Here is a 24,835-nt window from a genome sequence, read left to right as displayed (position 1 = left end):
AAAGTGAGTAAAAAGGGATAATTATTAACTTGGAAATAAAGAGATAAAGAATTTACCACCAAATTTGACGAAGAACCAAAAATCGTTTGCAGAAGAAAAGAACAAGAGGAATCATTCACCAGGCAGGGAGATGTGTAAATTAAACTATGTATGCTTTATTCTCATTCAATCTCATCGGTCGGTGAACGGCCAGCGCCAAGGAGCAGGACTACCCGTCCCAACGGACGTAAAATTGCAACATTTTAAACCTATCTACAAATTTTATCGCCAGTTGTCGTGCACTAGCTCCCCAGTTAGCCAGTATGACATGGTCCATTTCTTACATATATTGCGATAAGCGAGGTAAAACAGTTTTTTAAGGGCGGTGTTGTTAGGGAACACGCCCTTGTTTTTTTGTCACTTTCCGTATCTGATGATGACAGTCCTCAACTGTATTTATGGTATAAATCATACGATGTATATCCGATGTGAACTGAAAGTATTCAGTAAGTTTTCCCTACGTTCATAATCCTCACATATGACATTCAGTTCTTTCAAAAGCAGAGAAATATTATTCATATTTTCTTTACCTCAAAAATTCATTTTTCGATTAAGACTACAAATAAGTTTTTCACAGTAAAATCAAACGAGAAACACTCCAGCAAAAGATCCTAAAAACAGACTTATCTCTATTATTATTGATATCCCATTTCTTGAATATTTATATTCAAATATCGGCCCAATTTGAGCCGATATTCTTAATTTAAAGGTATACGCAATATCCAACAACCTATCATTCCCAAGATAACTTTAATTGGAATTATATTCTAACCACTTCTTTATAGTTTTTTTGGTTGTTTGTTGTAATCCTTCAAGTTGGTGTGGATCATCGTTCGCATATCGTATTATCAGATTAGGATTATCTTGTAGATCTTCATACAATCTTATTGCAAAGAAATTATCCTCTTCTGTTACCATCTTCTCAATCAATAATGGAATGATTTCTTTTCCCATAGCCTTTAAATCGGCATATTGAGGTAAATTTCTTGTAGTAGCAGTGTTATTACTAAGCGAGTAATGCCATGCTTCCTTCCATTCATTAAACAGAGATTCAAACCTTGAACTATCTCTACATGTTTTTACTTTTCTAGCAATCATCATCAACTCATCCGGTGAGAAGATTATATTTTCGTGAATATCCTCACTTATTTCTTTCATTGCATTAGCATCTATTTCACTTAGACTACGGGTAGGAGAAACTGCCCCATAGGTTTCCACAGGAACTCCATACATTCCATTAGAAAACACACTTACAAGGTGCCACAATAGCCACATACGCCCCATCTTAGAATAAGGTGCCTCGCAATGGGGACTACCTCCAAGAGATGCATGCAGAGGGGTATTTCCCCAACCCCAAACTACAGGATAGTATCTTGATATTGAGGTTGCCCCTTTCATGTAATCATAAGCGGCATGATACACGGAACTCGCATTTTCATATCCATATCTTACTTGATCCCAAGTACTAAACTCTATCCACTTATTATTAAACCCCAACGAATAGGCAAAACAATTATATCCAGATGACGGATAATTCATAACAACTGTATTGGAATATTCAACTAAAGGAAACGATTTCCTTAAAGCATTCCTTTCAGCAGAAAAGAGAGGTCGTGGGAAAGAGTTCCTGATCAATTCGCGCTGTTCATCTGTTAATTGAGAATCCCAATTATCAGGAAGAATATACCCTCCCCCTGGTAGATTTGATCGTGTCTTAGCCATCGGTCCAATAATGCTATAAATATAATCCATAATTTCAAGGCTATCAAGCAAATTAACAGTTTGTATAGCCACTTCATTAGCCGGCTTTACAGATTCCTCAACGGTACTTACAATATCTTCGCTACTACAAGCAAAAATACACAACAGAGCGAATACTACAGTTAATTGCTTCATATCACAAGTATTTAAGGTGAATATTATACGAATGTATATATTTTTTTCGAGCATTCCTAACACTTTTCTGTTTTTTTACTCAATAATATTCCATTCTTTTGTTATTAAATGATATAGATGCTAGTGACTTTAAAAACCTTTTGAATATTTTAAAATAGCAGCAGCCAGAGGAGATGCAATCGCATGGTTAAATCTTGGAAATATGTATATGACTGGACAGGAGCATCCTTAAAATAGATGACTTCACCTTATCATTTTCAATAATAAGGTGAAATCAGCATACGATTCAGACTGAAATTATTCAGGTAAAATCTGTTCGATCTCTTTCAACTCATCTGCCGTGAATTCCAAATGATCCAGTGCTTTCAAATTGTCGGCCAACTGGTTGACAGAGCTTGCGCCCACAATCACCGAAGTCATCCGTTCGTCTTTCAATACCCATGCCAGTGCCATTTCAGCAAGTGTTTGTCCACGTCGGAGGGCTATTTCATTCAACTGGCGGGCGGCTTCTACCTTTTCAGGCGTCACTTGCGAAAGCTGGAGAAAACCCGAAGAACGTGCGGCACGAGAACCTTCCGGAATACCATTCAAGTATTTATCTGTCAACAGTCCTTGCGCCAAAGGAGAAAAGGCGATGAAACCGGAACCATATTCTGCTGCCAGCGGAAGTGTTTCCGCCTCCACCTCACGGTCGAACATACTATACCGATACTGGCTGATGAGACAGGGAACACCGGCTTTTGCCATCATTTCATAGGCTATGCGTGCTTGTTCGGGGGGATATTTGGAGATTCCGATATACAGCGCTTTCCCTTGTTTCACGATATCAATCAATGTCTGAATGGTTTCTTCGACCGGAGTAACTCCATCATAACGATGGCTATAAAAGATGTCGAAATACTCCAACCCTGTCCGACGGAGACTTTGGTCAATGCTCGCCATCAGATTTTTACGGGAGCTATTTCCGCCATAAGGACCAGCCCACATGTCATGACCGGCTTTGGAAGAGATGATCATTTCATCCCGATAACCCTGAAAGTTCTCTCGCAAAATTCGTCCGAAATTAATTTCGGCACTTCCGGGAAGAGGGCCGTAATTGTTCGCCAGGTCGAAATGAGTGACACCATGATCGAATGCATACTTAATCATGTCGGTTGCCACATCGAAATTGTCCACACTACCGAAGTTGTGCCACAACCCCAAAGAGATTAAAGGTAACTGCAAGCCGCTCTTGCCACAATATTTATAGGGCATCCGTTCGTAGCGTCCGGCTGCCGGCTGATAACTGAAAGAGTTTTCCATAAAACAGAATGTTTATATTTTCCTTTCACAAAGAAAGGAAAATATATTTTAATAATACTTTTGAACCAGCCTAAATTTTACGGCAGCATTATTTAAATAAAATTTCCATAACAACCCTGACAGTCTCTTTACTTGAGACAATTAAACAAAAATATAAAACCGTTCTACCCCTTACAAAAAACAATAGCCGGTAGTCCACGTTACCTAAAAAAATAGAAAAATATGATAACTATCAAGGTTAAATTTAGAGAATCAACAATTAAGAAAAAGAAAGGAACCATCTATTATCTGTTGACAAGGAATAAAGAATACAGAGAGATAACAACTCCGTATAAGATTCATTCACACGAGTGGAATGACAAGCGTTCGCTAATTGCGATATCAAATGCCGAATACCAGCGCAGATATGAACTGCAGCTCATTGAAAACTCCATCATCCGGGATATTCGACACCTTCAGCACATTCTGACAAGTGAAAACAACATTGATACCATCATCAAACTTTTCAAAAAAATTCAAGGTGAAAGCCTATTATCCGTATTCAGCAAGAGTGTCACAAATGATTTGTATATCAAGAACCAACCCCGAACCGCAAAATCATATATAGCTTCAGTAAAAAGTTTCCTCCGGTTCAGAAACGGAGTTGACATTTCTTTCGAAGAACTGACTCCTAAACTTATTTCAGACTACGAAAGATATCTGAAAGAGCAGCAGATATGTAATAATACTATTTCATTCTATATGCGAAACCTAAGAGCCATTTATAATAGAGTTGTCGAAGAAAGCTATACAGAACAAAAGCATCCGTTTAAAAAAGTATTCGTAGGCAATGATAAAACCATCAAACGGGCAATAGACGAAGATGTCATATCAAGATTAAAAACATTGGATTTATCGTCAAAACCACGATTGGCTTTTTCACGCGATATGTTTATGTTCAGCTTTTATGCACGAGGGATGGCTTTTATTGATCTGGCGTACCTAACCAAAGAGAATATTCAAGGAGAATATATTATTTACCGACGCCATAAGACCGGACAAGAACTTAGCATAAAACTAGAAATATGCTTAAAAACTATTATTGATAGATACTCTCATTACAGTAACGGAACTTTCTTATTTCCTGTTTTATCAGAAAGTACACAGAATTATGATAGTGCCTTGAGACTTCATAATATTCATTTAAAGAAAATCTCCGGCTTCATGGGACTTCCCAAACCTTTGACTTCATACGTGGCGCGCCATAGTTGGGCTACACTAGCCAAGAAAAAAGGTATATCTACACAAATCATCAGTGAAAGTATGGGACATAATAGCGAAAAGACAACCCGAATATATCTCTCATCTCTTGACAGGTCCGTGATTGATGATGCTAATGCCAAACTGATTTCCGGTATATAAGAATATATGCAGGACTGCAAGATGGAATTAAAGTCTATGCATAATCAATTGATTTACAAATTATTGTTCACTGCAATTCTTTCTCTTCAAAAGAGACGGAATAAAATATTTATTTGCAAAATAAACAATTTAAATCTTTACTCGCAAGTATTTCTCAAACAATATTTAAGCTATATTCAAAATAATCAGATCACTATGAATTCAAGCTACCGCAAATATATTTACCCATATTTCACAAATAAAAGGAACTTTCCGTCAGCCAAGCGCACAACTACACATCTAATTATAAGACGATTACGCACATAATACAAGTTTTATTCCGTCTCTTTTGAAGAGAAAGAACAGATAGATATTACATTTTTTTCAATTAACGAAACAAACTGGCAAATAGTACAAACTTAAAAACACACATACAAAAATAATCAACAAGTAAATATAATGAAAATAAGAAGTATTTTCACCCTCCTCATCCTAACCCTCCTCGTTTCATACTCGAGAGCGCAGGATATAGCCATAAAAACAAATTTACTTTACGGAGGTTATACCTATACCCCGAATCTTAGTCTTGAAATAGGTTTGGGTAAAAGAAGCACACTCGATTTAGGCGGCGGCTATAATCCCTGGAATCTTGACGGAACGGCTGAAAACAACAAAAAACTAGTCCACTGGCTAGGCGAAATAGAATATCGTTACTGGCTATGCCAACGCTTCTCCGGACACTTTCTCGGAGTGCACGTTCTCGGTAGCCAATATAATATTGCGCAACAGGATTTGCCACTCATATTCGGTAAAGGTTCTAAAGAATACCGCTTCGAAGGCTATGGCTACGGAGGGGGAATTTCATACGGCTACAACTTCTTTCTAGGCATACGATGGAGTATTGAAGCCAATCTAGGAATCGGATATGCACGCTTGCACTATGACAAGTACAAATGCCAAAAGTGCGGCGAAAAGATCGGAACAGAAAGCAGAAATTATTTCGGTCCTACGAAAGCAGGAATATCACTGATATATTACCTTAAATAGACAAACAAACATGAAAAGACAATATATGCTATTCGTCATCGTGTTGTTGTTCTGCACGAACACATCAGCACAGCAAAAAGAGTATTCCGGGAAAATACACGTCACGACGCTGTCCCTGCAACAAGAAGGGGATTCAGTGTACGTGAAACTCTCTTTCGACATTTCCGGGGTAAACGTAGATTCACGTCGTTCGATCAGCCTGGTTCCCGCTCTGGTAGCGGCAGGCGACAGACTGGACCTGCCCGAAGTAGTCGTCAAAGGACGTGAAAACTATAACGTGTACCGACGGGAAACCGCCTTGATGAGCAACCGGGAAAAAGCGGCGTATGCCGCAGAAGCTCCGTATGCAGTCGTCCCCGGATTCAAATCGGGGAACGCAAAAACAATTGCATACAGCGTAGCCGTGAAATACAATCCGTGGATGGCGGACGCAAAGCTGGATATGTATGAAGACCTTTGCGGCTGCGGCAATCCTGCGCGGAGGATAGGCATCACCATGCTTGCCAACCGTATAACGCTAGAGAAAATAATAGAGCCGTACGAAATAACTCCCAGCATGGCATACGTGCAACCTGTCGTCGAACCGGTAAAGAGACGCGAAATCATCAGCGAGGCTTTTCTGGATTTCGTTGTAAACAAGACCGACATCCGCCCCGATTACATGAATAATCCGCAGGAACTGAAGAAAGTCACCGACCTCGTTGCCGGGATAAAAGACGACCCGGACGTCACAGTCCGCGCGATCAACGTAATCGGCTACGCTTCACCGGAAGGCTTGCTGTCCAACAATCAACGGTTGTCCGAAGGCCGGGCCAAAGCACTGACCGATTATTTGGCTTCACAATTCGATTATCCGCGGAGTTTATACCAAGTCGCTTTCGGAGGTGAGAACTGGGACGGACTCAAAGAATGTGTAGAGGCGTCCCAAATGCCGTATCGTAAAGAAGTATTGGAGTTCATCGGGTCTTTCCCGGCCGAATGTGACTATGCTGCCCAAGTGAGGCGCAAAAAAACATTGATGAACCTAAAAGGCGGCGAGCCATACAGATACATCATCCGGGAGTTCTGCCCCTTGCTTCGCAAAGCGATTTGTAAGATTGACTTTGACGTCAGAAATTTCAGCATCGAACAGGCTAAAGAGGTGTTCAAAAGCCGTCCGCAAAACCTTAGCTTGAATGAGATGTTCCTTGTTGCCAACACCTACGAAAAGGGATCACAAGAGTTTATCGACCTGTTCGAAACTGCCGTGAAGCTATATCCCGACGACGTGACCGCCAATCTGAATGCAGCAGCAACCGCGTTGTCACGCAAAGATACGGTCTACGCCAAACGATATTTGAATAAAATAGAAAAATCACTCGATATCCCCGAATACCACAACACAATGGGAGTACTGGAAATGCTTTGCGGCAACTATGACAAAGCAGCATCACACCTGAACAAAGCAACGGAAGCCGGACTGCCGGAAGCCAAACAAAATCTGGCAGAAATGACAAAGAAACAGGAGAATACCATTCTTATCAGGCAACAACAGTCAAAGAAAAAACAGCAGAGATAAACAATAAAAATTAATAACAGAGATAAATAACTGATTTATAAACACTTTAAAAAGACAGGAAAGCATAACAAAAAACAACCTCCTACAGGTAAGCATTCACCTATAGTTTGTTTAGGGACCAAACTATCAAACGGGCAAAACAAAAGCTAAAGCAAAAGCTGACGCAATTATTAAACATTTTATTTATAAAAACAATGAAGAAAATTATTTTCATGGCTTTATTCGCCGCCACTCTCTCCGCTTGCTCCAATGAGAACAACGAGGTGACCCAAGAAACAACGAACCTGAAATCACTCGATTTTTCTTTTGATGTCGCTACTCCTAAAACGAGAATGAGCGATGACGAAGTGACCACAGCAATAACAGCGGTCAGAAGCAATATTCAAAACATTACCATCGAGTATTTCAACGCATCCGATGCTTCGCTTGGCACGTATGACTTTACACCCGAGCAGGTAGCTACGGCAAAAGGTGACGACCAGACTGCCGCTGCTGCAGGCCGCAAACCCGTTAATATTAGCAACATTCCCAGCGCTACGACTAAAGTGAACGTTTATATGAACGTTGATAAGAGCGCTGCCGACATCAATGACTTGCAGATAGGATACACGAAGATGGAATATCGTGGTACACCTGAAGATATCACATTGAAAACACCAGGAGGGGAAAGAACAGACGGCAGCACGAACGACCTTTACAGTGTCGAAGTTTCCGTGGCGCCTGTATTGTCACGTTTCGAGTTTCACGGCAAGGCATCAGACATTAAGGTGAATAGTTCAGCAAGCGGTACACTACCAAGCGGAGTTGAAAACGGAACAAAAGACCAGGCTAAAGCCCATGTAAGCGATGCCACAATTACAGCGGCAGAGAAAGCCGCTCAAGAAGCGTGGAGAAAAGAAAATCCGGGAGTTGCGGATCCTTCGACATGGAGCTTCACATACACTGTCACGTATGAATACGATGCTGCATACACGATTGAAAGTATTGACGAATATTATATGAATAATATACCTCTCACCAAAGATGGAGATTTAGTCTTAAATGCCAACGACGGTGCAGGTAACTGGAACGATGCTGCTAAGGATAAATATAAAGTAGATGGTGATATGGAAAAAATGTTCGATACCACTGTAGAAGCAGACAAAGTTATCGCATACAATTTATTCCCTCAAACAGCGACAAACGGCACGTCCGCCAGTACCACCGATGTAAAAACAAGTATGCCGCACTTCGTTCTGAAACTTACCACTAAAGCAAACGGTACAACCCCCCCCCGCTGGCTGACAATCCGTGCACTGAAAGCTGCGGATGCATTGGTTACCTCTTTCGACGCCGGCAAAGTATACGTACTGAATGCCGCCGATATTAATATTAATCAATATTCCGCCAAGCTGAAAGTTACCGCTAACAGTACAGCTGGTCCTGAAATACCGGAACCCGTAGACCCGACAGATCCGAACCCGGAACCGGTAGGCAAAGACCTCGACGTTCTTGTCAAGATCACCGAGTGGACCATTGTCAACGTGAAACCCGAGTGGTAATTACGACCATTACCGGACGTTAAACGACGCATAAAAAAGGGGGGACGTGGCTGATTACCACTTCCCTTCACGAAGCCGTCTCCCTTCCCCCGGAAAGAATGACGGCAACGGGTGATAACCGCACCCTGTAACGGTTAGTATGAGATTCATTTTTTGATGCAGAATTATGAGAAAAGTCTTTTTCGTAGGGTTGATTGCCATGCTGACAGGTTGTAGCCAGGAGAGCCGCGTTTCTTCGCCGGAAGACTCCGGTATCGAGCTACAAATTAATTTATCGTTAGGCAGCGTCTCCACCAGAGCCGTAGATGACCCTATCACCGGCAACGACGGAGAGGGATATGTATTGCCTTTCACAGAGGTAAAAACGCTGAAAGTCGATTTATATAAATCTCTTGAAGCCGCCCCCATATTCACCTATACAGCCACCGATGCAGAGATTGCTGGCATCAGGAATACCGCCACCGGAAAGTTGGCAAGACTCTCCATACCCAAGATTCCGGTAACAACCCAATACGTGAAAGTGACGATAAACCGGTTTAAAGAGGAGAATCCGCTTATCAACCAGTTACAGGTGAGCAGCCAGGACGACCCGCCCGCCCCTACCATGAACCGGACAGAGATTCCTTACGAAGGAGTTACCAAAGAAATTATCGTCATCCCCGAGGAATCGGACCCTTTCTCCGTCAAGGTGAAAGCCATCGTGGAAGTGGCTCCCGTATTGAGCCGGTTTGAAATCATACCGGGGGAAATCGTGGTCACCAACCCCGCAACCACAGGCGCTTCATTCGACTGGACGGACGGACCCATAGGCAGAGACAAAATCAAGAACTTCACCGAAGCCGATATCGCTGCTGCCGAAGCAGGCGCTCGGGAGAATTTCAGGAAGAAATACGGAACGGACGCTACCGCTGCCGCTATCTATTCCTATCGTGTCCGGCTCATCCGGTCGCCCTTCCCCGACGGCTTCGATATCAACAGCACGCCAACCGGATTCTATTTTTATATGAATTATTTCAAGCCGAGCCTCAACGCCGCCACTATCATAAAGAATACAAACGATGGTATCTCCGACTGGAACATGACCACAGGTTTTGCTGAATACAAGAAAGGAGGACAGCAGTCCAATATGTATGACGCAAGAACATCAGAGACTACAAAGGTGAACGCTTTTCATCTTTTTCCCCAATCGGTGGCGGCAGACGCTACTTTGCAACAAATCAAAGACGGAATGCCTCATCTGATTATGGGCTTTAGTACCGATAAGATAAAACGCTGGCTGACGGTCAGGGCATTCAGCGACAAAAGTAATAATGAAATTATCAACGCATTTAAGCCGGGGTATTGCTATTCCCTCGACCTTGATGATGTCGTTATCACCCCATGGTCATTGGGTTTGGACGTTCGCATTACCGATGGCGATAAAGTGACGGAGTCAGATCCCATCATCAAAGATTTCGATCAGACGTCTCACGTGCCCGAACCTGAAGGCGCAGATCTAGCACTCGGGCTTCGTGTCTCCAAGTGGAGAGACAAAGACTTGGAAGTAGAACTTTAACCGGAGAAAATAAAAGAAAGAATGAATAAAACATATTTCATAGGAATACTCCTGATTACTGCATCTCTTTTCGCAGGATGCACCAAAGAGAACACGGAAGATTGCTTTTCGGGACTCAGACTCGATTTCTACTTCACCCATCATACCGGCAACGGCAATCTCTTCGGCGAAAAGGTGCGGCGGATTCACGTGTACCTGTTTGACACGGAGGGCATACTTCAACTCCACGCGACAGACAACGGAGACAAACTGGAATATAGTTACCTGCAAAACGGACAGATACAGACGGTGTCAAAACCGAACCCGTGGGGAAAGCTCTCTGACGAGTATGTGATGAATCTGGATAAAGTGCCGCCGGGAAAATACAGAATTATATCATGGGCGGATAACGGGCAGAAAGACAACACTACTTATTTTCATGGAGAAATGAAAAATCCGGCAAGCCATAATTTAAGGAAAGACGTCACGCTGGGAGCGACAATGGCGGACGACCTCTATATGTTCTTAAAATGCCGGACGGCATCCGGACTGCCCGAAGAACTTGTTCCGGAAGCAGAGGAGATAAACGACCTGTGGTATGGCGCGGCAGGCTCCCGCCATCCCCAAAGCGATATGTATACCTATGAAACCGTGGAAGTTAAAAACAGCGTGGTCACCGCACGCCGCATCGAACTGATCCGCAACACCAACCTACTGAAAGTCACTTTAAGCGGACTGGAACATCTCACGCCGGAAGTCCGGGACACGCCCGCCGCGAACCGGGATACGGACTTCAAACTGTGGGCGGTTGCTACCGACGAGAGGTATAAGTCCGACAACACATTTGACGGGTACACCCGCTCCGTCCGCTACTCTCCATTCAAGACATTGATGGACGCGAACACGCTCTCTGCCGACATCAAGGTATTGCGGCTGACAATGGACCGCCCGGTGCTTTTATATATCGAGACACCCGGCGGACGCAGGATTCCGGAACAGCCGATTGACATCGTCAGTATGCTGTTCAAGGCACGCAACCCCGACACGGGAGCGTATATCTACCAATCGCAGAGCGATTTCGACCGGATATACGAACATCCGGTGGAAGTACGCATCGGTCCCAACCTGGACATCAGAATCTTTATCGGAGAATGGGAAATTGTGAACGTGAAACCTGCTGAATAGGATATGAAAATGAGAATAAGATATAGAATACTGGCATTGGCCGCGGCCGCGCTCCTGTCGGGCTGCGCCAAAGAATCCGCTGTGATGAACCTGCCTGAAGCAGAGAAAGTGACCGTACAGATAAAAACCAAAGCCCTTACCGGCAGCGTGGTGGAGGGAGTGACCATAGAGAAAGTGCGTTTCATGCTCTTTCAGAATGAGACATTACTAAATAATTATACCACTTCCAACGGGACGCTGAACGTTGACGACAGCGGGTTGTTCAATCTTGCTGTCAGCCCGGGAGTATATTCTTTCGCCGCCATCATCAACGAGACGCCCGAACTGACGGAGAAACTGAATGCCGTGACGAAGCGTACGGATATCGACGGCATCGAGTTCGACTGGCAAAGCAGCGCGCTGACCTCCGGCAATATGCCGTTGGCCAATCTGGGAGAGATAAAGATTCAACCGGGAACGACGTCCGGACAAGGAATGGCGCAACTGCGCCCCGTATACAATTCGGAAGGCGGCAGATACAAAGGTGATTTCACGACAGCATCCACAACCGCAAGCATCGATATGCCCCGCGTGATGTCGCAAGTATCCGTGTTTTTGCGACAGGACGATGCGGTGACGGAAGAAATAAAAATCAGCAACGTGCAGGTTAGCAATATACCGCGTTACAGTTATCTGATAGACCAACAGGATACCGACAATACCAATCTGAATCTTTTCAACGGTCCCGAATTTACAATTTCCGCATCCGGGGGAGGCAAAGAGTACAACGGCAAACAGTACCACCCCTTTCCTACCGCCATTATTGCGGAAAAATCGTTCTATAAGGATGGAGCAGACGACGAGACAAAAGCCGCCGACCCAGATTATGCCGCTTATATATTTATCAACGCAACCTACGGGGGCATACCCACTACGTACAAGATACTGCTTCGTGAAGGAGATGCTAATTTCAGGCTCCTTCGTAATACCAATTACAATGTGTATGCTACAATTAAGCAAATAGGCAGCAAAGGCATCTATGTGGTGATTGAACCTGTCAAACTGTACAATATCGCGGTTAATTGGGCTCCGGTAGAAGGACTGGTCATCGTGAGTGACCGGGAGGCGGACTTCAACAAGAATGTCAATGTGTGGAGTGACTACACGGCTTATTCCGGCATACTTAAAGTATATAAAGGCGACGCCTACCACGATGCCCTGTTCAAATACGGCAGCCTGATAGCTACCGGTAATGATGCTACGGCTACTACAGAGCAGGAGTTCACTGCCCCGACGGCTGTTGAAACGACCAACGATGTAATTTGGTATCCCGGAAATTTCAATGTGACGGGTATCGGTAGCTGGAATGATGTCCCTTATATCACGGATGCGAGCAATATCCCGTCAGGGAATACGCTCGAACTGGTAGCACAGGGTAAGGGAGATCCCTGTCGTCTGGCAGCATTATCCCCTCATCAGATAGGTGTGGAAGGGAAGGTAGACAACCAACAGTGGCACATGGCCAATTCTACCGAATATGCCATATTGATGAAGGCAGCCAACGGGGCAGAAAGTAAAAATGATAATGGATACCGTTCTTTTCATGAACTGCTGATACCCAACGTCAAGTACCGCAATGAAAGCGGAGTGCTGGTTTCCTCCCATAATTACAGGGGAAACTATTGGAGCACGGAAAGCAACAAGGCATTCTCCTTCGACAGCCGGAATCCGACAGCAGCAGCACTCGACGCAGCCGCTCCCGGACAAGGATATACCGTTCGTTGCGTAAGAAACAGCATTCCTGAAGCTCGTATAACAATCAATCCTCCTACTTCCGTAGACTATAAGGGGGCAGCCGTCAACGGACTTCCTTTCTATATAGACAGCAACGTGCCATACTGGAAAATGGAACTTATCAAGAGCGGAGACCACGTAGGAACCTCCATCGATTTCGATGACTTCTCATTCAAGCCTTTAGCCATAGGAGTGACGCACGAAATCGAAGGTTCTTATACCCAGACTCCCAAAGCGTACATTGCGCGCAGAGAATCAAGAAACGAAGACCGTACTTTTGGAGTAAAATTCACTTCCATGCACTTCACTGGTGAAGAGAATACTTATTATTTCACTATAAAACAGAATGGATATAGCATCAGCGGAAAACTAAGTATCAATAATCTGGAAGATAATAATAGAATTAAAAAAGAGGGAGGCAAGTATACCATACATATTAAACTCACTCCTGATGACGTACCTATGCCTGTAGGGGCTGAACTTAAAGTTCGATATACCTATCTTGGTGCTTCCCGTGGTGAAGAAAGCACAATCGCCACCACTATAAATGACAACCAACGTGAATATGACGTGGAACTGAACATCCTCCCTAATAATACGCCGGATGTTATCGGACTGGTATTTCATGTATACATGAACGAAAAAGGCAGTTTGGGATATCGCGAGATAACATCAGATTCTTATTACCAAAATAATTAGTGACAATGAAAAACAGAATAACAAACATAATCATAGTAATGGCAATAATGGCTCTGACCTCATGTGTCAGAGAAGAACTTTTGTCATCCTCCCGCAATGGAGAAGAAGGCGAAAGCGTAAAAGTAGAACTTAGCTTTAAGATACCTCCGGCTTCGAGTCCGCAGGAACTACAATCGAGAAGTATGTCCACTGATAATGCTTTCTCTGTAGAATTCTTCAAAGAGGCGTCTCTGACAAAAACGCGGTCGGGTGAGGTGGCAGAGCTATATAATCTGTGGTTATTTCAGTTTCATAGTGACGGCTCCATACATGGTTCGCCCCAGCAAGTATCCGACCAGGTGACGATGGTAAACGAAATGGCTCTATTAAACGTCACGCTACGTGTAGGTACTGACCAGACACTCTACATTGTAGCACTTGGCAAAAAAGTAACCGTAGCGAGCAATCTGATGGAAGTACGGACTATCAAGGAACTTGAAAACCTGCAACTGGACTATGTCGACAACAGAAACGGACTCTATTATTCGCGGATAACCAATGAGAGCGAAATCCCATACGCCGGAGCCGCGAAAGGTATCAGCGTAAATAAAACAGGAAATAGCGACAACGGTGAGATTGTTTACGGCACACCTGATGGTTTCTCCGGTGGCATAGAAGTCAAACGTCTGGTATCACGCATCACACTGAAGCACAAATTCGATGTCACGGAAAACACGCTTGAAGGCATGAGACTGCTCAAAGTACCAACCAAACTGTGTATCAATCCCGCATCAGCAGATAAAGACGTAATAGACAATATCCCGATGGCAGACCTGGAAAGCGACAATGCTTTCGGGGATGCGGACAAGGACACGGATGGTTTCTTCACATCGCAATGGTATGTTGCGCAAAATAAACAAGGAACCATATCAGATATAGTATCAGAAAGAGACAGATATCGGAAAGTGACTGACGGATCGGGAAAAGCACCCGAAGCCGGCACAAATATCGAAGCGTGGTCATATTCTAAAAGTGACCGAAAGCTCTATACAGTTCACCAGATATACGTTGGAAATAACAACACAAACAATTTCGATGTGGAAATAAACAGCTACTATGATCTTCGAACAATCATCAATTCTGTAGATCTTAATGACGGACGTATCCGCTCCTACACAGCCGTCCAGAAAGTTTATCTTTCATCCTCTTCCTATCCCACAAGCAGCGGAAGCGGAACTGGAACAATAACCGGAAAAACCAATGTATATTTTGACGCTCACTACGGATGGCGGCCTGTTATCATCTATGCACAAGGGCGTAAGGTGACTGTCGGCATTTATAAGGATGCACAATGTACGCAATTAGCCAACATGAACTCTGCAACGGAAAACTGGCTTCAACTGTCAGCATACCCCAATTATACGGAGGTGGTACGTAATGGTGGCGCAAATGTGCTCACAAACCAGATAGAAACTAATATTTTCGTACCGACACGGTTCAAACTATACCTATATGCAGACGAGTATATCACTGACGAGAATGGAGTGATTACAGACCCCGAATTCGATAGAAACAAGGTTTATAATGCTGCTACAAACTACCTGCCGACCAATTTCGTATCTGAACGAACTCTCTATGTAAAAGTAACGACCGAAGATATTACCGCTGAAGGAACCTCCCAAAAACGAGAAGGGAAGTATACCATTAAGCAAAAACAAGGACATTATGTCGGTCTATTTGGCGGTGAAATAGAGAATGGACAATACACAGAGGGACTCATCATTGATGCATTTAATGAGAATAATTTCCAAATTGACGATGAAATAGCAACAGCATTCTACATGTACTCCGGATATTATAATGTCATGACCAATTATGTATGGAAGGAAGGAGAAGATCCCGAGACAAACTACCGCAGTTTTATGAACGGCAAGCAAGCAACATTCAATTTAGCAACAAACCCTAAGAACTATGTTGTTAATAATGGGCAAGAAAGCATCATTCCACCTATGCGGAAAATCAATGGTAATATAGATTTATATCAATATAATTACTATAATAGTTTCCAGGCAAGATTCTGTCATGATTTAAACAGAGATAAAAACGGAAACGGTGTGATAGATTATCTACCGGATGATCCTGAAAAGAATGAATTTGAATGGTATTTGCCATCCACATATCAGGCATTCGGGATACTGACCTCCGCAGGAACTATTATTTATGATGCCCCGAACGCATTAGCATTGGAACGTAATGCAACCCTAGCTACCGGTTGGATGATGGAGGGGGGAGGCTGGTATTCCAGCAACACAGGTAAAAACAGTTGGAAATGGGTTCGTTGTGTCAGAGACATACCTGTTCCTCCAGAAAGAAAAACAGGAACCAAAGTAACCACATATATAGACAATGGAGACACCTATGCCCTGATAGATTTATCAACTCTGCCTTACGGAATCACAGATAGAACCACTGCAGAAGGGAAAACCGAGCTATATGAGGAACTGGACCTATACAGTTATTCTACAAAAGGTACGGAATATGACCCGGAGAACCCTCAAAAAGATGCTTCCCAACCATTAGGTAAAAAAGTTTTCCGCGGAAGAAAAAATTATCCGCCGAGTAAGACTACTACTACCGTCACACTCCAAACTTTAGTGTCCTCTTTTTCTTCACCAAGATTTATCGTATCACCTACAGACGTATATAATGATGGCGACACGAAAAGTAACTCTGCAAGCAGTATACTTCAAGACACTGAAGGTACTCCACAATCCAATAGTATCACAATGACTTGGGCTGAAGCGAACGGAAGACTCAATACTGCCAATAGTCAAGGCTGGAATATCCCATCAAAAGCAATGAATACCGGATGTTATGCCTATAAAGGTAAGAGCGGGAAAGACGAGCCCGGAAGTTGGCGCGTGCCAAATAGTCGAGAATTATCCATGATTTTAGTATTCGCTCACGAATTAGAACGGTTTTCTTCAGAAACAGGTTTTCAGAAGTTATACGAGGCAAAAGCGGCGAATTATCTCAGTAATGGATATTGGAGTTCCACAGAACAAAGTTCTACTTTATACTCTCTAGACAAAGCCACGAGTGGTCTTATTGATGTAAATTATGGTCTTACTATATACGAAGGTGCTAATAAAACCTCTACAGATAAAAATCGGCTACGTTGCATCAAAGACATTCCGTTGAATTAGCAACAGCAAAGCCAATCGATATTCTATAATTTCTCTAATAAGTCTACCTTTGCCATACAACAGTGCAGGGGTAGATTTATTAGAGAAACTTATTGGAAACTTCATTTCCGCATTTTAACCAACAATTTGTTCCTCACCGAGAAACTGTAGTTTCCTCGGTGTGGAAACACTTGTTTCTCGGTGAGAAACGGATTCTTGGTTTTAAACCAATGTACAAAAGTAAATTCAACTAATTAGAATTGGAAATATATGAACGGCTGAATCTCCGAACTCTTCATCTGAATAACCAGATAAATCAAAGCTACCATCAAAACAGCTTTTCCTACGAAAGGCAAACGGATCACTCCTCGACAAACTGCATTTTCCCAACTATCGGGAGCAAAATGAAGCAGGAAGCCAAGCAACATCAACGCAAACACTTTCCAATATCCTTCTAGTAATTGCGGGAACAGTTGCGGACGGAAAGTGGTGAATATCTGTCCCAGCATATCCATTGAATTCTGGAAATCGGCATTGCGAAAGAATATCCAGCAGAAGCAGACAAAATGGAAAGTGATAATTACTCCAAACACACGGCGCCAACCGTGACTCTCCTCTCCTTTCTTACGTCCGGTGATTGTCATCCACATTTTATGCAATGCTAAAGCAACACCGTGGAAGGTTCCCCACAGTACGAAATTCCAAGATGCACCATGCCACAGACCGCCCAAGAACATGGTAATTATCAAGTTGAGATATTGCCGGAATTTACCTTTTCGGTTTCCTCCCAGAGAAATGTATAAATAATCTTTTAGCCAACTGGATAAAGAGATGTGCCAACGACGCCAAAATTCCGTAATAGAGGCAGACTTATAAGGTGAATTAAAGTTGAGATTGAAATGGAAGCCTAATAATAAGGCGATACCGATAGCCATGTCGCTATATCCGGAAAAGTCACAGTAAATTTGCAAAGCATAACCATAGACTCCCATCAGATTCTCAACACCGGAATAGAGAGTAGGATTGTCAAAAATACGTTCCACAAAGTTGATACTGATATAATCGGATATGATGGCTTTTTTGAAAAGACCGGAAACGATCAGAAAAATTCCGCGTCCGAACATTTCCTGCGAGACGAATAGGGGTTTCCGGATTTGCGGGATAAAGTCGCGGGCACGCACGATAGGTCCTGCCACCAATTGGGGGAAGAAAGATACGTAGAAGGCATAGTCCAAAAGATTGGTCAATGGCTTTATTTCCTTTCGGTAAACGTCGATGGTGTAGCTCAATGACTGGAAAGTGAAAAAGGAGATGCCGACCGGCAGGAATATATCGAGAGCGGTAAATTCTCCTCCCATCAATGACGCAATCACTCCACCCAGAAAATTGGTATATTTGAAATAGACAAGAAGTCCTAAATTAACTCCCAAACTCAAAGCGACCAATCCTTTACGTTTCCAATAACCCTCTGCACGATCCATAAGTTGCGCAAGGAAAAAGTCGGCAACGGTGACTATGGCAAGCAGGAAAAAATAGGTGCCGCTACTCTTATAGTAAAAATAATAGGAGAAGAGAGTAACAAACATGATACGGGCGGTGTATTTGCGTTGTAACAACACATACACCACCATGAAAGCAGCGAACAACCAAAGGAAAATACCGCTGCTGAATATCATTGGCGCTTGCGGATCGTAGGTAAGTACCTCTTTCAGTCTACTGAAATCTATATCAATGGGAAACATAGTCATTATATGCTTTGATAAGTGCTTGGTATAATAAATTTCCTTGCAGGATGTATCCTTCGGGTAAATAATGTACATGATCGGGGCGCATCAGTTTTGCGTCTGTCCAGTTCGTGCAGGCACGGCGCTTCCCTCCGACTACATCGTACATATCCCACACGAGCAGACGATGGTCTTTTGCATAACGACGAATGGTTTCCGCTGCTGTCGCTGTACGTGGATTGATGGCATACGTGCGTCTACGCCTTCGCTGCCGGAAACTTTCATAAGAACCGGGAGGGGTAGTCAGAAGAATGGGTACGTTAGGAAGACTGTCGCGCAACAGTTTCACCAGTTCATCCATCTGATTGTAGTGCACATTTATATTATAACGCCGGTTATGGCTTTCATTGGTTCCGAAAGAGAGAATCAGCAATTCGGGCTTCAGGGCGGCGATTTCGGCAATACGATCCGGATGGGTAAAGGTAAGGCAAGTAGCTCCGTTGACGCCTTTATCTATATAAGAAACAGCACCGAAAGTTTCTGTCAAACGGGCACCGGTGGTTTGAGGGTAGATATGCCCACGTACATGGCTGTCGCCAATATGAACGATGCGGACTGTATCTTCGGAGAGTCCGGCACGCACTTGGCGGAGATGTTCGAAGACGGGAGCCAGCAGAGCGATGCTGTCAATAACTTCGTTCCGACCAGTTTCGCGGAAAGCTGAAGGGAAGGATATTTGTACAGTGATCGTATCATTCGCCCAGTTCATTTCCCGTAAGGGCTTTATAAGTTTTGCGGTCTTTCCCAGTGGAGGACATACAGGTATACGATCTTGTGCGATTGCTTCCGCAAGGAAACAAGGAACACTCAACATACCGGCGAGAATAAGAATAAAGACAGACTGCAGATTATTCTTGCTCATAAGCACGCCTCCTGTCGTATTGTTCCTTACCATAAATCATCGTTTCATAAAGTAGTCCCGCCAAATGCTTGCCGCCACGGAAATTTATATGTGTATAATCGTAGTTTGCCATAGAGGGTTTGGCATGAACGAGTTTTGCCATGCTGCCCTCTCCGCCCATTGCTTCAAACATATTCCAGAATGCAATGCCGCTTTCAGCAGCAATGTTCTGCTGATAACGAATCAGATTCTTCACACCGGGCATGGTACGAAGTTCACCGTTCTCGTTTTTAGAATCACGGTCGCCGACGCTCAACAACAGGATTCCTGCTTGTGGGAAACATTCTTTCAAATGCTCGATAGCTGTGAGCAGTCCTTTTTGATAGTTATCATAATTACGTCCCCGTTCGGTAGCTACATTCAAACCATATTCGAGGATAATGAGGTCGTAAGGACGTTGACGGTTAAACTGTTTCAACATCTGTGGAGGAATGCCCCGCAGAGAAAGACCGGAACTGCCACGCAACGAGAAGTTGTCGAGAATGATTCCTTTCTTTCCATCCATTGCCAAACCATAGAACAATGTAGAGTCTGCACGGTCTACTGTCCAACGGATAGAGCCGATGCGCCCGTCCACCTGGATTTGCTGCAATCCGTCGGAAGGGCCTAATGAATAATTCTTGTTTTCTCCTTTGTTCACACGGACAGAAAGGAGGACGGAGTCTCTGCTATGGAAGAAGATGGAGGCACGCTGGCAAGTATCGAGCAGGGAGGCATATTTATTTTGCCCGCGCAGTTCTACATAAGCTCCGTTGCGGGGAACGAAATAATGACCGGATATGCCTTGTTTCTTCTTATCGAAATAGACACTGTCTGTTACCGCATGACTGGACCATCCGCCAAACGTATGTCGCACCGTAGGACGGTAACCGCTTGTCATGGAAGTGATGGTAACAAAACCTACACCACAACCGCCGAATTGTTTCTGAAGCATTTCGCGTAAGTCAGCCGTAAAGATATCCGCTTCGATAAAGGAATCTCCGAATACGGCAATACGCACCTGTTTGTCATCGGAGTCATCGGAAGAGACACGGTCAAGTGCTTTATAAAAAGGAGTCATCCCCCGGAGAGTGGAATCACTGTAATCTTCAATGCAAGTCATACCTGTACGACAGGTATCTACAAAGGCAGGTTTTACAACAGGAGGCAAAGGGATGCTGTCCGAATCAGCTGCGGCAGTCTCTGATTCCGGATAACGAAGGTCGCTCAAAAGGTCTACACGCCTCATCGTGTGCCCGTCAATAGTCAGCGCCGGAAGCCAATGAAGCCCGAGTAAGACTGCAAACACAATCAGTACGAACCACAACGAATATTTCAAATAATTCTTTATTATCTCCATCTTTACAAGTAGATATAGGCACTATTTTAGTTCTTGTTTTTACCCGGTGCCGAGCTACCTCTTCCTCGGTGCCGAACCATCTCCTCATCGGTGCCGGAGGAGGCCTTCATCGGTGCCGGACATTTTCAGGCTGCAAAGATAGAGAAAAGCAATAAAAAAGAAGGGAGAATCTACATTATTTATGAGATTCTCCCTTTTTACTTATTTACATGCCGGACATCGGTCAGATCGTCCGTTCAATGTTCCACACAAATGCACGCAAACCTAATTGTTCGGTTTCCAAGTCCATTATATGCAAGGTGTCCAACAACGGATCGACTTTGCTATCGTCTACTATCGTCAAGATAGCCGAGCACATACTTGGCCAGGCATGGCTTCCGAAATGCGGATCGCCTGTTTTCGAACCACGTCCCTGTACTTTCTCAAGGTACGTAAAACCACGACATCCCAAACGGTCGAGTAACGCCATGATTCGTTCGTAATAAGCCTGATCGAATGTTATCAATACTGATTTCATATTTCTTTTCTTTATTATTTCTTAATAATACTGTCTTTATTCGCCTGGAAGTAAACATCCAATTCACGTTGACGACGGAGCTTACGACGACGGTTCTTAATACCTGTTCCTGCAAATACACAATATAAAGTAGGGATCAAAATCAATGTCAAAACAGTAGAGATCGTCAAACCACCGATTACGGCAATCGCCATCGGACTCCACATTTCAGAACCCTGACCGCCACCGATAGCCATCGGAATCATACCAAGAACGGTAGTGGCAGTGGTCATCAATACCGGGCGGAGACGGCTCTTACCAGCGGTTACTACAGAGTTCAACACTGCCAGTCCACGTTCGCGGCAAAGGGTGATGTAGTCGATAAGCACGATACCGTTCTTCACCACAATACCAATCAGCATGATACCTCCCAACAAACTCATGACACTCAATGTACTGTTCGTAAAGAATAGTGCCATCAAGACACCGCTAAAAGCAAACGGCAGGGAGAACATAATAATGAACGGATAGGTCAGTGACTCGAACTGTGCTGCCATCACGATAAATACGAGCACAACAATCAGGATGGCAAGTGTTCCCAAATCGCGGAACGAATCCTGCTGGTCTTCGTATGAACCGGAAATCTGAATGGTGACATCTCCCGGAAGATCCATCTTATCTATCACCTTATTACCGGCAGCCACTACGTCGCCCAACGGAGCACCGGAGATTACTGCGGAAACGGTCACGATACGTTCGCGGTCTTTACGTTCGATGGTAGGAGGCGCGAAACGTTCGACTACCTTTCCGACGTCTTTCACACGAACGGATTGTCCTTGCGCATTGTAAATGAGGATATTTTCGAGACTCTCCAGACTTGTACGGAATTCGGGCGCATAACGCACTTTGATATCATACTCATCTCCGTCTTCACGATATTTAGATGCTACCGCACCATTGACACGATTACGCAGATAGTTACCGGCTGTTGAAAGATTCAAGCCATGCATTGCCAGTTTTTCACGGTCAAAGTCTACTTGATATTCCGGCTGGTAATCACTACGGCTGATGTTTACCTCGGTCACGCCTTTTACTTTCAGCAATTCACGTTTCAGACGGGCTGCTACGCTATCGGTCATTGTCATGTCGTATCCGTAAACCTCAAAGTCGGCACTTGCTTGTGCGGACATACCCGTGTTACTACCACCGAGAATTACCTGTGCTTTACTGAATTCCGGATAGGCTTTCAAATCTTCACGCATCTCATCACAGACTGCTTCCAAAGTGATATCACGATCGCCCGGATCCACCAAACTGATGTTGAACGAGATAATATGCGAACCGTTGTCCTGCATGGATGCCCAAGTATTATCGGAGTCAGCCTGACCGACGGTGTAGTTGCAGACTTTCATGATGTCTTTATATTTCGTCAGCCATTGGTTGGTTAATTTCTCCGAAAGTTCCTGCGCTATCTCTTTTCGTGTACCGATCGGAAGCTCCAACTGTACAGCAATACGAGCATTATCCTGTGCCGGGAAGAACTCCGTACCAATGCCCTTTGCACACAGCAAACTGACAATGAAGAAAGCAATACATCCCACAATGACAATCGGACGATGACGTACAGCCCAGTTCAGCATCTTCGCATACCAGGTATCGAGCCCGTCGAGTGCTTTCTCTATCGGAGTAAAGAAGAGCTTGAACATCTTCGACGGTTTCTTCTGCAAACGAAGCAACTGGGAACAGAGCATCGGAGTTAAAGATAGTGCGGCGACCGTAGAAATAAACATGATGGCACACATCATCCAACCCAACTGTTTGAAAAGTACACCGGACATACCGCTTACCATTGTCAACGGGAAGAACACGGCAATCATGGTCAGCGTAGAAGCGATTACAGAAATTGCCACCTCATTGGTTCCGTGCACGGCCGCCTGTTTCGGATCGGAGCCACGCTCGATATGGGTCGTTACGTTTTCAAGTACCACAATCGCATCATCCACTACCATACCGATAGCGATAGAAAGTGATGAAAGCGAGATGATATTAATCGTATTTCCACTAATCGCCAGGTAAATGAACGAGGCAATCAACGAAAGCGGAATGGTGATACAGATAATCAATGTAGCACGCCAGCGTCCCAAGAAAAGGAACACGACGATGACAACGAAGAGCAAGGCATAAACAACGGTTTCCGTCAAACTGTCGATGGTGTTCAAAATGTTGTCGGAGGTATCGACAATGACACCGATCTTCACGTCACTCGGCAGGTTCTTCTGAAGCCTCGGCAATGCGTCGGCTACTTTCTTGGAGATTTCTACCGAATTGGCTCCCGACTGTTTCTGAACAACAATCATCGCACCTTGCACACCATTGTTATAGGTTTCCTGTGCACGTTCTTCCACAGTATCGACGATTCGGGCTACATCACGCAAAAAGACATTTGCCCCATTATGCGTACCTACCACTACGTCTGCCAACTGTCGGGAATCATCGAACTCACCTTCTACACGCAACGCGTATGTTTCACTACCGATATCGAAGTTACCACCGGGAATGTTCTTATTCTCGGCGCCGATAATGGAACTGATTGTTTCGATAGTCAGGTGATAGGCTTCCAGTTTATTGGGGTCGCAATATACCTGAATCTCACGTTGCGGAGCACCACTGATAGACACGGTTCCGACTCCCGGAATACGTGCCAGCGGGTTTACCACACGGTCGTCCAATATCTTATAAAGCGCTGACTGACTCTCATTGGCCTGTACGGAAAGCAGCACGATAGGAATCATGTCCGTACTAAATTTGAAGATGATCGGATTCTCGACATCATCGGGAAGCTGCGAACTTACCATGTCAAGTTTATCACGCACATCATTGGTCAGAACGTCAATATCATTACCAAACTCGAACTCCAATGTAATCAATGACATATTCTCGGAAGAACGGGAGGTGATATGTTTCAAGTTACTCACCGCGTTCAACGTATTTTCGAGCGGGCGAGTCACATTATTTTCTATATCCGAAGCACTTGCTCCGGGATAAGCGGTCATTACCATGATTGTATTCGTGTCAATGTCCGGATACAAGTCGATAGGTAACTTGGACAAAGAGAAAAGACCAAAAATCACCACTGCCAGGAAGCAGAGGGAGGTCATAATCGGTTTCTTAACCGCACCTTCGTATAAACTCATGTT

15 protein-coding genes and 1 pseudogene are annotated in these 24,835 nt (G+C 44.1%); 8 read left to right on the top strand and 8 right to left on the bottom strand.

Annotated elements, in window-relative coordinates; genetic code table 11:
* Window positions 1-208 precede the first annotated feature (208 nt).
* From LPH68_RS08620 to LPH68_RS08610, 3 genes and pseudogenes are all read right to left on the bottom strand, one after another.
* Window positions 209-493: pseudogene (locus LPH68_RS08620) on the bottom strand (transposase); the annotation flags it as partial.
* A 296-nt stretch (window positions 494-789) separates the two neighbouring features.
* Window positions 790-1,989 (bottom strand): hypothetical protein, encoded by a 1,200-nt coding sequence (locus LPH68_RS08615; protein ID WP_008016308.1) that lies wholly within the window; start codon window positions 1,987-1,989, stop codon window positions 790-792.
* A 243-nt stretch (window positions 1,990-2,232) separates the two neighbouring features.
* Entirely contained in the window at window positions 2,233-3,237 is a 1,005-nt protein-coding gene (locus LPH68_RS08610) for an aldo/keto reductase (RefSeq protein ID WP_008645788.1), read from the bottom strand.
* A gap of 222 nt (window positions 3,238-3,459) precedes the next feature.
* Here LPH68_RS08610 and LPH68_RS08605 point away from each other — a divergent pair, with 222 nt between their 5' ends.
* The 8 genes from LPH68_RS08605 (at window position 3,460) to LPH68_RS08570 (ending at window position 17,139) form a co-directional block, all read left to right on the top strand.
* Window positions 3,460-4,638 carry a site-specific integrase gene (locus LPH68_RS08605; RefSeq protein ID WP_230296912.1) on the top strand — a complete coding sequence of 393 codons (1,179 nt, stop codon included), beginning with the start codon at window positions 3,460-3,462 and terminating at the stop codon, window positions 4,636-4,638.
* A gap of 438 nt (window positions 4,639-5,076) precedes the next feature.
* Window positions 5,077-5,664: a DUF3575 domain-containing protein gene (locus LPH68_RS08600; RefSeq protein WP_004313482.1), complete on the top strand. Its 588-nt coding sequence runs from the start codon at window positions 5,077-5,079 to the stop codon at window positions 5,662-5,664.
* A 10-nt stretch (window positions 5,665-5,674) separates the two neighbouring features.
* The gene (locus LPH68_RS08595) at window positions 5,675-7,222 is read left to right on the top strand and encodes a DUF3868 domain-containing protein (RefSeq protein ID WP_008023002.1); all 1,548 of its coding nucleotides are present in this window, start codon (window positions 5,675-5,677) and stop codon (window positions 7,220-7,222) included.
* A gap of 194 nt (window positions 7,223-7,416) precedes the next feature.
* Window positions 7,417-8,763: a membrane lipoprotein lipid attachment site-containing protein gene (locus LPH68_RS08590; RefSeq protein ID WP_151923333.1), complete on the top strand. Its 1,347-nt coding sequence runs from the start codon at window positions 7,417-7,419 to the stop codon at window positions 8,761-8,763.
* Window positions 8,764-8,929: 166 nt separating this feature from the next.
* Complete coding sequence (locus tag LPH68_RS08585) at window positions 8,930-10,318, top strand: hypothetical protein (protein WP_117809744.1); 1,389 nt, start codon at window positions 8,930-8,932, stop codon at window positions 10,316-10,318.
* A 21-nt stretch (window positions 10,319-10,339) separates the two neighbouring features.
* Window positions 10,340-11,482, top strand: coding sequence for a FimB/Mfa2 family fimbrial subunit (locus LPH68_RS08580; protein WP_049701222.1), 1,143 nt, complete (start codon window positions 10,340-10,342; stop codon window positions 11,480-11,482).
* 9 nt (window positions 11,483-11,491) lie between these two features.
* The gene (locus LPH68_RS08575; RefSeq protein ID WP_230296911.1) at window positions 11,492-13,954 is read left to right on the top strand and encodes a DUF4906 domain-containing protein; all 2,463 of its coding nucleotides are present in this window, start codon (window positions 11,492-11,494) and stop codon (window positions 13,952-13,954) included.
* A gap of 5 nt (window positions 13,955-13,959) precedes the next feature.
* Window positions 13,960-17,139, top strand: a complete 3,180-nt coding sequence (locus LPH68_RS08570; RefSeq protein WP_120144851.1) for a DUF4906 domain-containing protein — start codon at window positions 13,960-13,962, stop codon at window positions 17,137-17,139.
* Between the two features lie 233 nt (window positions 17,140-17,372).
* Here LPH68_RS08570 and LPH68_RS08565 read toward each other — a convergent pair whose 3' ends face one another.
* From LPH68_RS08565 to LPH68_RS08545, 5 genes are all read right to left on the bottom strand, one after another.
* The gene (locus LPH68_RS08565; protein WP_117809747.1) at window positions 17,373-18,860 is read right to left on the bottom strand and encodes an MBOAT family protein; all 1,488 of its coding nucleotides are present in this window, start codon (window positions 18,858-18,860) and stop codon (window positions 17,373-17,375) included.
* Window positions 18,847-19,797, bottom strand: a complete 951-nt coding sequence (locus LPH68_RS08560; protein WP_192918806.1) for an SGNH/GDSL hydrolase family protein — start codon at window positions 19,795-19,797, stop codon at window positions 18,847-18,849. Before LPH68_RS08560 ends, LPH68_RS08565 begins: the two co-directional genes overlap by 14 nt.
* The gene (locus tag LPH68_RS08555; protein ID WP_120144853.1) at window positions 19,751-21,142 is read right to left on the bottom strand and encodes an SGNH/GDSL hydrolase family protein; all 1,392 of its coding nucleotides are present in this window, start codon (window positions 21,140-21,142) and stop codon (window positions 19,751-19,753) included. Before LPH68_RS08555 ends, LPH68_RS08560 begins: the two co-directional genes overlap by 47 nt.
* A gap of 223 nt (window positions 21,143-21,365) precedes the next feature.
* Complete coding sequence (locus tag LPH68_RS08550) at window positions 21,366-21,659, bottom strand: PG0541 family transporter-associated protein (RefSeq protein WP_008023018.1); 294 nt, start codon at window positions 21,657-21,659, stop codon at window positions 21,366-21,368.
* Window positions 21,660-21,673: 14 nt separating this feature from the next.
* A complete protein-coding gene (locus LPH68_RS08545; RefSeq protein ID WP_004313471.1) occupies window positions 21,674-24,832 on the bottom strand; it encodes an efflux RND transporter permease subunit in 3,159 nt (1,052 codons plus the stop codon).
* Between the last annotated feature and the right edge of the window lie 3 nt (window positions 24,833-24,835).

Source organism: Bacteroides sp. 1_1_30 (assembly GCF_020982715.1).
GTDB lineage: Bacteria > Bacteroidota > Bacteroidia > Bacteroidales > Bacteroidaceae > Bacteroides > Bacteroides xylanisolvens.
This window is presented reverse-complemented; position numbering and strand designations above follow the sequence as displayed.

Bases quoted from the DNA above. Each gene is read 5' to 3' on its own strand.
- LPH68_RS08545 (WP_004313471.1), bottom strand. From the start codon at position 24,832: ATGAGTTTATACGAAGGTGCGGTTAAGAAACCGATTATGACCTCCCTC.
- LPH68_RS08555 (WP_120144853.1), bottom strand. From the start codon at position 21,142: ATGGAGATAATAAAGAATTATTTGAAATATTCGTTGTGGTTCGTACTG.
- LPH68_RS08570 (WP_120144851.1), top strand. From the start codon at position 13,960: ATGAAAAACAGAATAACAAACATAATCATAGTAATGGCAATAATGGCT.
- LPH68_RS08585 (WP_117809744.1), top strand. From the start codon at position 8,930: ATGAGAAAAGTCTTTTTCGTAGGGTTGATTGCCATGCTGACAGGTTGT.
- LPH68_RS08550 (WP_008023018.1), bottom strand. From the start codon at position 21,659: ATGAAATCAGTATTGATAACATTCGATCAGGCTTATTACGAACGAATC.
- LPH68_RS08575 (WP_230296911.1), top strand. From the start codon at position 11,492: ATGAGAATAAGATATAGAATACTGGCATTGGCCGCGGCCGCGCTCCTG.
- LPH68_RS08600 (WP_004313482.1), top strand. From the start codon at position 5,077: ATGAAAATAAGAAGTATTTTCACCCTCCTCATCCTAACCCTCCTCGTT.
- LPH68_RS08615 (WP_008016308.1), bottom strand. From the start codon at position 1,989: ATGCTCGAAAAAAATATATACATTCGTATAATATTCACCTTAAATACT.
- LPH68_RS08565 (WP_117809747.1), bottom strand. From the start codon at position 18,860: ATGTTTCCCATTGATATAGATTTCAGTAGACTGAAAGAGGTACTTACC.
- LPH68_RS08580 (WP_049701222.1), top strand. From the start codon at position 10,340: ATGAATAAAACATATTTCATAGGAATACTCCTGATTACTGCATCTCTT.
- LPH68_RS08595 (WP_008023002.1), top strand. From the start codon at position 5,675: ATGAAAAGACAATATATGCTATTCGTCATCGTGTTGTTGTTCTGCACG.
- LPH68_RS08590 (WP_151923333.1), top strand. From the start codon at position 7,417: ATGAAGAAAATTATTTTCATGGCTTTATTCGCCGCCACTCTCTCCGCT.
- LPH68_RS08605 (WP_230296912.1), top strand. From the start codon at position 3,460: ATGATAACTATCAAGGTTAAATTTAGAGAATCAACAATTAAGAAAAAG.
- LPH68_RS08560 (WP_192918806.1), bottom strand. From the start codon at position 19,797: ATGGTAAGGAACAATACGACAGGAGGCGTGCTTATGAGCAAGAATAAT.
- LPH68_RS08610 (WP_008645788.1), bottom strand. From the start codon at position 3,237: ATGGAAAACTCTTTCAGTTATCAGCCGGCAGCCGGACGCTACGAACGG.